The 10,038-nt window shown below is 71.2% G+C and carries 6 protein-coding genes and 1 pseudogene; 4 read left to right on the top strand and 3 right to left on the bottom strand.

The features are described 5' to 3' along the window. A pseudogene (locus ACSNOC_RS25400) lies at nt 1-962 on the bottom strand (Fe-S oxidoreductase); the annotation flags it as partial. A 203-nt stretch (nt 963-1,165) separates the two neighbouring features. Here ACSNOC_RS25400 and ACSNOC_RS25395 point away from each other — a divergent pair. Further along, a complete protein-coding gene (locus ACSNOC_RS25395; protein WP_436749905.1) occupies nt 1,166-2,620 on the top strand; it encodes a DUF6882 domain-containing protein in 1,455 nt (484 codons plus the stop codon). 107 nt (nt 2,621-2,727) lie between these two features. Here the strand turns inward: ACSNOC_RS25395 and ACSNOC_RS25390 are convergent, their stop codons facing one another. Further along, entirely contained in the window at nt 2,728-3,876 is a 1,149-nt protein-coding gene (locus ACSNOC_RS25390) for a ParB N-terminal domain-containing protein (protein WP_436749904.1), read from the bottom strand. Nucleotides 3,877-4,352: 476 nt separating this feature from the next. Between ACSNOC_RS25390 and ACSNOC_RS25385 the strand changes: the two genes are divergently transcribed. Next, nucleotides 4,353-4,568, top strand: coding sequence for an MbtH family protein (locus ACSNOC_RS25385; protein ID WP_436749903.1), 216 nt, complete (start codon nt 4,353-4,355; stop codon nt 4,566-4,568). Between the two features lie 42 nt (nt 4,569-4,610). On the opposite strand, the gene ccrA is transcribed toward ACSNOC_RS25385, so the two are convergent. After that, entirely contained in the window at nt 4,611-5,972 is a 1,362-nt protein-coding gene (gene ccrA / locus ACSNOC_RS25380; RefSeq protein ID WP_436749902.1) for a crotonyl-CoA carboxylase/reductase, read from the bottom strand. 474 nt (nt 5,973-6,446) lie between these two features. Between ccrA and ACSNOC_RS25375 the strand changes: the two genes are divergently transcribed. Next, a complete protein-coding gene (locus ACSNOC_RS25375) occupies nt 6,447-7,988 on the top strand; it encodes a tryptophan halogenase family protein (RefSeq protein ID WP_436749901.1) in 1,542 nt (513 codons plus the stop codon). A 229-nt stretch (nt 7,989-8,217) separates the two neighbouring features. Then, nucleotides 8,218-10,038: fatty acyl-AMP ligase (locus ACSNOC_RS25370; protein ID WP_436749900.1), on the top strand; the 1,821-nt coding region annotated here is incomplete at its 3' end.

Raw genomic sequence — 10,038 nt, 5'->3', positions numbered from 1 at the left:
AGCGGCTTGCCGGTGTTCCACGCCGGGCACTGCGACTGGCACCGCCCGCACTCGGTACAGGTGGAGAAGTCCAGCAGGCCCTTCCAGGAGAAGTGCTCCACCTGCGAGACACCGAAGACGTCGTCCTCACCGGGATCCTCGAAATCCACCGGCTTCCCACCGCTGGTCATCGGCAGCAACGCACCCAGCGACGTCGCACCATCCGCATTCCGCTTCAGCCAGATATTCGGAAACGCCAGGAACCGGTGCCACGCCACACCCATGTCGATGTTGAGGCTGACGGTGATCATCCAGATCATCGAGACACTGATCTTGATCATGGCGACCAGGTAGACCAGAGTCTCCAGCGTCCCGGTGCTCAGCCCGTCGAGAGCGGCGACCAGGGGGTAGGAGACGAAGTACGCCGCCTCGTAGTGCTCGACGTGGTGGAGCGCGCCCTCCAGACCCCGCAGCATCATGATCGCCAGGCCGACGGTGAGGATGATGTACTCGACGAAGTACGCCTGCCAGGCGGTGGAGCCGGCGAAGCGCGACTTGCGGCCCGGCCGGGACGGCAGGTTCGACAGGCGGATGCCGATCAGGGTGAGGATGCCCAGGATCGTCATCGCGCCGATGAACTCGACGAACATCTCCCACGGCAGCCAGCCGCCGAGCAGCGGCAGCGTCCAGTCGGGCTGGAAGAGCTGACCGAAGGCGTTGACGAGGGTGAGGATCAGGCTGAAGAAGCCCACGGCGACGAACCAGTGGGCGAAGCCGATGATCCCCCACCGGTTCATGCGCGTGTGTCCCAGGAACTCACGGAGCACGGTGATCGTCCGCTGGACATAAGCGTCGGTCCGCGTTCCGGCGGGGATCGACTGGCCGAGCCGGAGGAAGCGGTAGATCTGTGCGACGGCTCGGCTGAGCAGCGCGACACCGACCGCGCTGAACAGCAGCGAAACGATGATCGCGGCGAGTTGCATGGCGGCTCCTCGGGCCTGCGGAGCAGGCGTTACTGCTCGGTAACTTTCGTCGTCGGTCCCGAGACTACCCAGTTCTCGTGCCGAACTGCAGCCGGGGGAACGGTGATTTGCGTCGCTGAGGCTTGCCTTCCTCCGGAACCGGCGGGGGGTGCCGGGAGTCGTGACGGGCGTAACCGTTCCCCCATCGCACGGGACTGCTCTCCATGACCGCTTCCTTCAGCGACCCTCTGCTCGGCCTCGCCCGCCCCCATCTCGCCTGGGCCTGCGAACAGCTCGATCTCTTCGAGGCGTTGGTGCCCGTCGGCACGACCTCCTACGCGACCGACGGGCCCTCGGTGACCCGCTCCGGGGTCACCCTGCGCGCCCACATGATCGGCAGCTACGCCCTCGACGGGACCTGGCTGTGGGCCTGGGGCAACGAGCACTACCGGGACCGGCCCATCGGGGCCCGCTCGCGGGAGCTGAGGGAGATCGGCGAACGCGCCGGGGTTCCCGAGCTCACTGAGCCGATGCTCGACCTGAACCACTTCCCCGACCCGCGGCTCGCCGCCGACCACCTGCTGATCATGTGCATCGGCCTCCTCGACGCGCGGGGTGGCACGATCCACGCGTTCAGCGAGCGCGGGCGGATGTTCAACGTCGTGGACGACCCGGCGGTGCCGCGCGCCGAGCCCCGGCCCGAGGGGCTCGCGCGCGCCCTCCGCAACGGCGCGGCCCTGCTGCCCGGGCCCGCGCTGAAGCCGGTGCAGGGGTGGTTCCGGCGGCACGGCATCGAGCCACAGTACGGCCCCGGCCGCGTGGCGGGCACCCTGCCCCTCGGGGACCGGGTGGTGGTCACGCTCGACGGGGAGGAGGTGACCGGCATCGAGGTCACCGGGCCCGACGGGGGAGTGCCCCGGTCGGGCGCCCTGGAGACGCAGGAGCTGACCGGGCAACGGGCCGTGCCGGAGCGGCTGTTCCCGTCGCCGCTGCTGGCGGTGGCCGCCCGCGAGATGGCGTTCTCCGTCCGGCGCACCCGCGCGATGGTCGAATACGCCCAGGAGAACCTGGAGTTCGACGGCCGGCCACCCCGCTGGGACGAGGAGGCGGGTCTGCTGCGCTTCCCCGGCGGCGGGCTGGCGGCGCGCCGGCTCGGTGCCTACGACGCGGAGGAGGGCTGGTTCGCCTGGGCACCGGGCACGGACGACCTCCGCGACCGGCTGCGCGCGGAGGCGGGGGCCGAGGACGGCCTGCCCGAACTGGCCGGCGGACGGCTGGACCTGACCCGCTACGGCGCGCGCGAGGCCGTCGCGGTCACGCTGGCCCGCACCGCCGCGAGCGCCTCGGGACACACGTTCACCTCGCTCGGCGACGCGTTCTGGGCCGTCACGGACGAGCGCCTGCCGGCGGTCCCCGGCACCGATCCGGAGACCGCGGCGGAGGAGGTGCGGGCCGGCGCGAGCTGGCTGCGCGGCATCACGCCGGCGGAGGCCCGCGACGCGACGATGCGGGCCATGGCCACGTCCTACTTCGAGCGGCTGGGCCTCGATGTCTGGCACTACGGCGGGCCGGAGTTCCTCAGCGGCGTGCAGGGACTGTACGAAGTGCGGGTGTACTTCGCGCCGGACGGGACGATCACGGAGGTGTCGCCGGGGATGCTGACGACCCCCCGCTTGTGAGGCGGCGCGGCGCGGCCCCTGACCCCGCTCGTGGCGGGAGGCGCGTCGGCGCGCGTCACCCGCCTGCGGGGGCTGGGGGCCGTGGGCGGTGCAGCCGTGGGCGGGGGTCAGCCCCTGGCCCGCTCCGTGGCGCTACTCGCGTAGATCGTATGCAGGCGTCCGACGCCGAGGGCCGTGTCCTGAGCCTCCGAACTGCGCAGCTCCACGTCCCTGGCGAACTGAAGCCACTGCTCGGCGACCATCCGGGCGGCCCGCACGACGTCGGCGGCGCGGTGTGACGGCACGCCCTCGACGAGGTTCTGTCGCTGCTCAGGGCTCAGCAGGTGGTTGCCCAGGAGGTGGAGCAGGGCGCGGCCCATCTCGGTCATCCGCAGGGACGGGTCCCGGCGCATGCTCGACAGCACGCGTGCGGAGATGACCGGCGGGGCGGGCGGTTCGGGCCGGTCCTCGTCCTGGGGCTCGTGCGCCGGGCCCGGCAGGCGGGTCGGGACCTGGGGGCGCGTCCGGCAGGCTCCGTCGGCCCGCTCGGCCAGCCGCAGCTTGGGCGGTACGGGATCCTGGCCGAGACGCATGCGCTCCCGTACGTCGCGGGCGGTGGCGACGGCGACCCCGGCCCGGCTCGCGATCTCCCGCAGCGAGGCGTCGGGGGTCTCCTCGATGACACGGCTGGCGGCGATGCGCCCGGCGGCTCCGTTGACCGGGCGGCGCCGGCCGTCGCGGCCGGTCCTGAGGGTCAGTGGGGCCACGGTGCCGTCCGTGCGCGTGCGCAGCGAGGCCACCACGCCGGGGGAGAGGCAGGTGACCACGGCGATGCGCCGGTCCGACCAGTGCGGGTGGCTCTCGATGATCCGGCGGGCGGCGGCGACGCGGTCGTCGCGCGACAGCGGCATGCCGTGCTCGGAGTTGAGCTTCACGGCCAGAACGAAAACATCTTCCGAACTTCCGTCGATGAAACGGACCTCGATCTTCTCCTGACCGCGCAGTATCGCGGCGCGCAGGCGATGCATTCCATCGACGATGCGCATCGTCGGCCGGTGCACGACGATGGGTGGCAGGGGGCCCTCGGATTCGGCCAGGGTTCTCGTGTGTTCTTCGATTTCTCCTGTCAGGCGTGGGGAGTCGGCGGGCAACAGGGAGGTGATCGGCGTGAACTCTGTCCGGTAGGACGCAAGCTGGTCGTCGATTGCGAACCGCGACTCGTCACAGACCTGTGAATTGACCACGGGGCCCTTCCTCTGTAGCTGGTCAGTAGGCATTGTCGACATGGGAACCGTGTGTACTCAACGAACGAACCAGCACGCGTCGAAATAGGTCAACCTCGCTGCACCGGAACTTTTGGCCAACGACTCATGAATGGTCGAGGTCATGGCAAATGCGCACGTCAGCGGTGCTGGATCCTTGTGAAAAGCGTGCACGGCCTCCCAGCTCCCTGGGTTTTCGCGGTTATCCCAAGTTGTCCGGTGCGCGTGGGGTACGCCGGATTTCCGGCGCTGACGGCTACCCTTGCGCGTTGCACGATATCAGCCGCTCTCCGGCGCGGCCAGAGCCTCAACAGCGGTAGGCTGCGGGCTGTATGCCGCACCCGTCGGCAATTTTCCGGATCGCCTTTGCGGTGCTCCCGCGGATCGGCGCCCCCCTTTGCCTGGTGCTGCTGGGACTCCGGTGGCGCAGGGGAATCGCCGGGCGTGCGAATTCACCGTCACCGGGTGAAACGGACGGAAAGGATTCGGATATGACCAACCCCTTCGAAAGTGTGGACGCGGGCTATTTCGTGCTGGTCAACGCGGAAGGCCAGCACTCCCTGTGGCCGGCCCTCATCGAGGTGCCGGCCGGCTGGGATGTCGTCCACGGCGAGGCCGGGCGCCAGGAATGTGTCGAATTCATCGAGACGTCCTGGCGCGACATGCGCCCCGCCTCCCTGATCGCCGCCGGGCCCGGCCCGGCCTGATCCCGTCCGGCTCGCCGGCCGGGCCGCGGGGCGGGCCGCCCGTCAGCGGCCCGCGCCGCCGGGGCCGCCGCCGGGCCCGGTCCGGAAGCGGTTGATCGCGACCTCGTGGCGCGCCCGCAGCTCCGCGTCGCGCACGCCGAGCCCCTCGCGCGGGGCCAGGCACAGGACACCGACCTTGCCCTGGTGGCGGTTGTGGTGCACGTCGTGCACCGCCTGGCCGGTCTCCGCCAGGGGGCGGACCCCGGAGAGGGTGGGGTGGATCCGGCCCTTGGCGATCAGCCGGTTCGCCTCCCACGCCTCCCGGTAGTTCGCGAAGTGGGTGCCGACGATCCGCTTCAGGTGCATCCACAGGTAACGGTTGTCGTAGACGTGCTCGTAGCCGGACGTCGCCGCGCAGGTCACGACGGTGCCGCCGCGGCGCGCCACGTAGACGCTCGCCCCGAACGTCTCGCGGCCGGGGTGCTCGAAGACGATGTCGGGGTCCTCGCCGCCGGTCAGGTCCCGGATCCGCGCCCCGAACCGCCTCCACTCCCGCGGGTCCTGCGTCCGCTCGTCCTTCCAGAAGCGGTACCCCTCGGCCGCCCGGTCGATGACCAGCTCCGCGCCCATCCGGCGACAGGTCTCCGCCTTCTCCGGACTGGACACCACGCACACAGGTATCGCCCCGCCGTGCAGGGCCAGCTGGGTGGCGTACGAGCCGAGCCCGCCGGAGGCGCCCCAGATCAGCACGACATCGCCCTGCTTCATCGCCGCGCCGTTGGCGGAGACGAGCTGCCGGTACGCGGTGGAGTGCACCAGGCCGGAGGCAGCGGCCTCCTCCCACGTCAGATGGCCCGGCTTCGGCATCAGCTGGTTGGCCTTCACCAGCGCCAGCTCCGCGAGCCCGCCGAAGTTCGTCTCGAAGCCCCAGATCCGCTGCTCCGGGTCGAGCATCGTGTCCGCGTGCCCGTCCGGGTGGTTCAGCTCGACCGACAGGCAGTGCGCCACCACCTCGTCACCCGGCCGCCAGGACACCACGCCCTCGCCCGCCCGCAGCACGACGCCGGCCAGGTCCGAGCCGAGCACGTGGTAGGGCAGGTCGTGGCGCGCGGCCAGCGGTGACGTCCTGCCGTAGCGGGAGAGGAAGCCGAACGTCGGCAGCGGCTCGAAGATCGAGGACCAGACGGTGTTGTGATTGACGCCGCTGGCCATCACGGCGACCAGCACCTCGCCCGGCCCCGGCCGGGGGGTCGGCACCTCGTCCAGGTGCAGCGACCGGCGGGGGTCCTTCTCCCGGGCGGGCAGGCCGTCGAACATCGACACCTCGTCGGCGTGCAGCGTGACGCCCCGGTAGGACTCGGGCACCGGCAGGCTCCCGAGGGCGGCCCGCTCGCCCGCCAGGATCGCGTCGAGGATCTTCTCCATGTCATCGAGCCCTTTCGGAGGAGGGAGCGCGACGGGCCGGTCCGGTGCGCGAGGGGCCGCGTGGCGCGCGAACGCCGGGCGGCGGCACGGGATCACGCGGACGGTGGCACCGCGGCGGAACCGCCCGCGCGGTGGGCCCGGTCCGGCGCGCCCGGACGGCGTGCGGAAACGCCGACGGGGAAAGCATGACGCCGGCGCGCGCCAACGCGGGGGCGCGGCCCGGCGGTTCATCCTGGCACCCGGCGAACGGCACCGTCCAGCGCGGGACCAGGCCGCGCGGAGCACCCGCCGACGGCGTTCAACTGTCCGCGCCGAGCAGTTGAACACCCCCGCCCTCCCCTTCCGTTCGTGACTCTCGCGACGAACAGGAAAGCGGCGTTTACTGTTTCAACGTCCTGACGCGGTGACATATCCGGGCAGCTGTTTCCGGCTGTCCGCAAAAGGCTGGGCACATACTCCCGGAAGGGTCCAGAAATGATCAATTCCGTGGTGATCGTCGGCGGCGGAACCGCCGGCTGGATGACCGCTTCCTACCTGAAGGCCGCATTCGCGGACCGGATCCAGGTGACTCTGGTGGAATCCGAGCGCGTTTCCCGGATCGGCGTGGGAGAGGCGACATTCAGCACCGTCCGGCACTTCTTCGATTTCCTCGGGCTGGACGAGGCCGACTGGCTGCCCAAGTGCGCGGGCGGCTACAAGCTCGGCATCCGCTTCCAGGACTGGAGCCGGCCCGGCGAGCACTTCTACCACCCCTTCGAGCGGCTCCGCGTCGTGGACGGCTTCAGCCTTGCCGACTGGTGGCTCGAACTCGGGGACCGCGGCCGGCCGTTCGACCGGCAGTGCTTCATCACCACGAAGCTGTGCGACAACAAGCGCTCCCCGCGCATGCTCGACGGCTCCCTCTTCGCCGCCGACCTCGACGGCTCCCTCGGCCGGAGCACGCTGGAGGAGCAGCGCGCCCAGTTCCCGTACGCCTACCACTTCGACGCCGACGCGGTGGCCGCCTACCTCACGGACTACGGCGTCCGGCGCGGCGTGCGCCACGTCCTGGACGACGTGCTGGAGGTGGCCCGCGACCGGCGCGGCTGGATCAGCCACGTGCGCACCAAGGCCCACGGCGACCTGGCCGGCGACCTGTTCATCGACTGCACGGGCTTCCGCGGCCTGCTGATCAACGAGACCCTCGGCGCGGAGTTCGAGTCGTTCGCCGACGTCCTGCCCAACAACAAGGCCGTCGCGCTGCGGGTGCCGCGCGAGGACGCCACCGAGATGGACCCCTACACGAGTGCCACCGCCCTGAGCGCCGGGTGGATGTGGACCATCCCGCTGTTCCGCCGCAACGGCACCGGCTACGTCTACTCCGACCAGTACATCACCCCCGAGGCCGCCGAGCGCGAGCTGCGCGCCGCCGTCGGCCCCGGCGCCGCCGACGCCGTCGAGGCCAGCCACATCACCATGCGCGTCGGCCGCAACAGCCGGGCCTGGATCGGCAACTGCGTGGCCATCGGGCTGTCCTACGCATTCGTCGAGCCGCTGGAGTCGACCGGGATCTTCTTCATCCAGTACGCCATCGAGCAGTTGGTGAAGCACTTCCCCGACGAGACGTGGGACGAGCGGCTGCGCGCGGACTTCAACACCCGCCTGTTCCGCGTGGTCGAGGGCGTCAAGGAGTTCCTGGTGCTCCACTACAAGTCCGCGCAGCGCGAGGACACCCCGTACTGGAAGGAGGCCAAGCTCCGCAAGGCGCCCGACGCGCTCGCCGGGCGGCTCGAGCTGGCCGCCTCGCACCTGCTGGACGACGAGACGATCTTCCCGTACTACCACGGCTTCGAGAACTACTCGTGGAACGCGATGAACCTCGGCCTCGGCCTCATCCCGCCGACGGCCCGCCCCGCGGTGCGGCACATCGACCCCGCCAACGCCCGCCGGGAGTTCGCGAAGCTCCAGGCGGAGGGCGAGGCCATGGTGGCCGCGCTGCCCAGTTGCTACGAGTATCTCGCCGGCATCAATGACTGAGCGCCGGAAAGCGTGACAGGAGCACCTTGACGGTCTGTGAGCGCTCGTAGATCCTGATTGCTGTTCAGGGCGGACCCCGACGAAATACGAGTGCCCGGACCGCGGCTCCGGCATTCTTTCTGGCTCTCTCGATGCTCTCTCGATGAGAAAACCCGGTGCATTCCGTGGAATCGCCGGTCTCCTCGCCAAGAATTTCTGGCAAGCCTCTAGTGCCTGGGAGGACGGTCTGATGCCGGGCCGCGAATCTGAAACGCTGGTCGACCACTTCCGTGCCCTTTTCCGGGAGCGGCCGGAACACAGCACGTTCCGCTTTCTCGTGGACGGCGAGGGTGAGCCGCGCGGCATGACCGACGCCGCGCTCGACCTGCGCGCCCGCGCCGTCGCCGCCACCCTCAGAGAGCGTTTCCCCGCCGGGGAACGGGCGTTGATCCTCTGCCCGGCCGGACTCGACTACGTGACGTCGTTCTTCGCGTGCCTGTACGCCGACATCATCGCCGTCCCCGTCTACCCGCCGGATCCCGGGCTGCTGAAGCGCACCCTGCCGAGACTGCTCGGGGTCATCGAGGACGCGGAGCCGGCGGTGATCCTCGCGCCGCGCGACACCGTCGCCCTGGCCGACCGGTTCGCCGAACACGCCCCCGCGCTGCGGGACATCCACTGGCTGGCCGTGGACGACCCCGACCCGGCCGCGGCCGACGGCTGGCGCCACCCGGGGACCGGCCGCGGCGACATCGCGTTCCTCCAGTACACCTCCGGCTCCACCAGCCGCCCGAAGGGCGTGATGGTCGGCCACGGCAATCTCCTGCACAACATGGCCGCCATGAACCGGGCCCTCTTCCGCGGGGACCCGGACCAGCACATGGTGAGCTGGCTGCCGCCGTTCCACGACATGGGCCTGATCCTCGGGCTGCTGACCCCCGCCTACGCCGGGTTCCCCGTCACGTTCATGGCGCCGTTCTCCTTCATCAAGCGCCCCTTCCGCTGGCTGAAGGCCATCTCGGACCACCGCGGCACCATCAGCCCCGCCCCCAACTTCGCCTACGACCTGTGTGTCGCGAAGGTCACCGAACAGGAGCGCGAGCGCCTCGACCTGAGCACCTGGAAGGTCGCGCTCAACGGTGCCGAGCCGGTCCGGCTGGAGACCATCGAGCGCTTCGCCCGCGCCTTCGCGCCCTGCGGCCTGCCCCGCACCGCCGCCCAGCCCGCCTACGGGCTGGCCGAGGCCACGCTGATGGTGTCCACGGCCGACCCGGCCGCCGAACCCGCCCGGCGGAACCTGCGACCGGCCGCCCTCGCCGCCGACGTCGCGGCCGACGCCGCGCCCGGCGACGCCGCGCGGGCCATGGTGAGCAGCGGCGCCGGGTTCGGCGACCAGCGGATCGTCATCGCGGACCCGCGCACGCGCACCCGCGTCCCCGAGGGCCGCGTCGGCGAGGTGTGGGTGTCCGGTCCCAGCGTCGCCCTCGGGTACTGGCGGCGGTCCCGGGATACCGAGGAGACGTTCGGCGCCCGCCTCGCGGACACCGGCGAGGGCCCGTTCCTGCGCACCGGCGACCTCGGATTCACCCACGGCGACCAGCTCCACATCACCGGCCGCATCAAGGACGTCGTCATCATCGCGGGCCGGAACCACTACCCCCAGGACATCGAACGCACCGTCGAGAGCGTCGACCCGGCCCTGCGGGAGGGCTGCGGCGTGGCCGGCTCCCGCGACATCGGTGGCGAGGAACGGCTCATCGTCGTCCAGGAGCTGACCGGCCGCCGCACCCCCGCCGACCACCGGCGCCTGCTGTCCGCCATCCGCGCCAGGGTCGCCGAGGAGCACGGCCTCCAGGTGTTCGGCATCGCCCTCGTCCGGCCCGGGGTCGTGCCGAAGACCTCCAGCGGCAAGCTCCAGCGGGCCGCCTGCCTGCAGAGCTACCTCGACGGCGAGCTGCGGACCGTCGCCACCTGGCGGCTGGACGAGGACTCCGCCGCCCCCACCCCGGCACCCGGTCCAGCCCCCGCCCCCGAGCCCGCGCCGCCCGCGCCGCCCGCGATGGGCCGCGAC

Origin of the sequence: Streptomyces sp. URMC 129, assembly GCF_051386415.1 — a bacterium.
In the GTDB taxonomy this organism is placed as follows: domain Bacteria; phylum Actinomycetota; class Actinomycetes; order Streptomycetales; family Streptomycetaceae; genus Streptomyces.
This window is presented reverse-complemented; position numbering and strand designations above follow the sequence as displayed.

Excerpts from the sequence above, each read along its gene's own strand:
- ACSNOC_RS25395 (WP_436749905.1), top strand. The coding sequence starts at position 1,166 with ATGACCGCTTCCTTCAGCGACCCTCTGCTCGGCCTCGCCCGCCCCCAT.
- ACSNOC_RS25390 (WP_436749904.1), bottom strand. The coding sequence starts at position 3,876 with ATGCCTACTGACCAGCTACAGAGGAAGGGCCCCGTGGTCAATTCACAG.
- ACSNOC_RS25385 (WP_436749903.1), top strand. The coding sequence starts at position 4,353 with ATGACCAACCCCTTCGAAAGTGTGGACGCGGGCTATTTCGTGCTGGTC.
- ccrA (WP_436749902.1), bottom strand. The coding sequence starts at position 5,972 with ATGGAGAAGATCCTCGACGCGATCCTGGCGGGCGAGCGGGCCGCCCTC.
- ACSNOC_RS25375 (WP_436749901.1), top strand. The coding sequence starts at position 6,447 with ATGATCAATTCCGTGGTGATCGTCGGCGGCGGAACCGCCGGCTGGATG.